At 66.7% G+C, this 995-nt stretch carries 1 pseudogene; it reads right to left on the reverse strand.

The features are described 5' to 3' along the window. Positions 1-929, reverse strand: a pseudogene (locus tag MLGJGCBP_RS22430) (IS3 family transposase); the annotation flags it as partial. Between the last annotated feature and the right edge of the window lie 66 nt (positions 930-995).

Here is a 995-nt window from a genome sequence, read left to right on the forward strand (position 1 = left end):
CTGTGATCCGCGGTCGCTGTGGAAGATAACGCCACCGACGTCACCACCGCGGGTGCGCACCGCCATCTCGATCGCGTCCGTGACGAGATCGGTGCGCATGTGGTCAGCGATCGACCAGCCCACCACCCGGCGTGAGAAGATGTCGATCACCGTGGCCAAGAACAACCACGAGGATCCCACCGGGATGTAGGTTATGTCCCCACACCACTTGGTATCGACAGCCGTAGCGGTGAAGTCTCGCATCACCAGATCCGGCACCGACGGAGCCGACTTGTCCGCGACGGTCGTGCGCTTGCTGCGGCGCAGGTGCCTGCCCACCACGTGGTGGATTCGCATCAGCCGGGTCACCCGTTTGCGGTTGATCTTGCGTCCGCGGGAGCGGAGTTCGGCGTGAACCCGCGGGGCACCGTAGGCGCTCCGGTGCTCGGCATGAATGGCGCGGATCTCGGCGACCGTCGCGGCTTCCTCGGCCTGGCGCTCGACTCGGGCCGGCTCCGTGATCAGGTGCTTGTAGTAGCCGGAACGGGAGGTCCCGAGCACCCGGCACAGCCGCTGCACGCCGAACTCGGCGCGATGGTCGGAGATGAAGTCCCAGCGGCGGGTCTTCACTTCACCTCCTTTGCGAAATACGCGGCCGCCCGGCGCAGAATCTCGCGTTCGAGCTGCCATTCCTTTTCCGCACCGCGCAGCCGCGCATTCTCCGCGCGCAGCCGCGCGAGCTCGTCCGCCTCGGTCCCGTCGGCGCCGGTACTGCGGTCCTGCGAGCGCGCGTTACGGGCGGTGTCCTTGCGGACCCACGTCCGTAGCGTTTCGCCACTGACGCCCACATCCGCGGCCACCGCCGCGTACGTGCGTTTGCCGTCGGCCGCGCGATACAACGCGACCGCGTCTTTCCGGAATTCCTCCGTGTACAGAGACTGGCGTCCCACCTCGACATCCCTCCTGGCTCTCCTAGAACCATTGTCCGGGGTGTCCACTCAAAGGGTGCAGCCTCA

The sequence above is a fragment of the Rhodococcus sp. T7 genome, from assembly GCF_009872365.1.
Taxonomy (GTDB): domain Bacteria; phylum Actinomycetota; class Actinomycetes; order Mycobacteriales; family Mycobacteriaceae; genus Rhodococcus_F.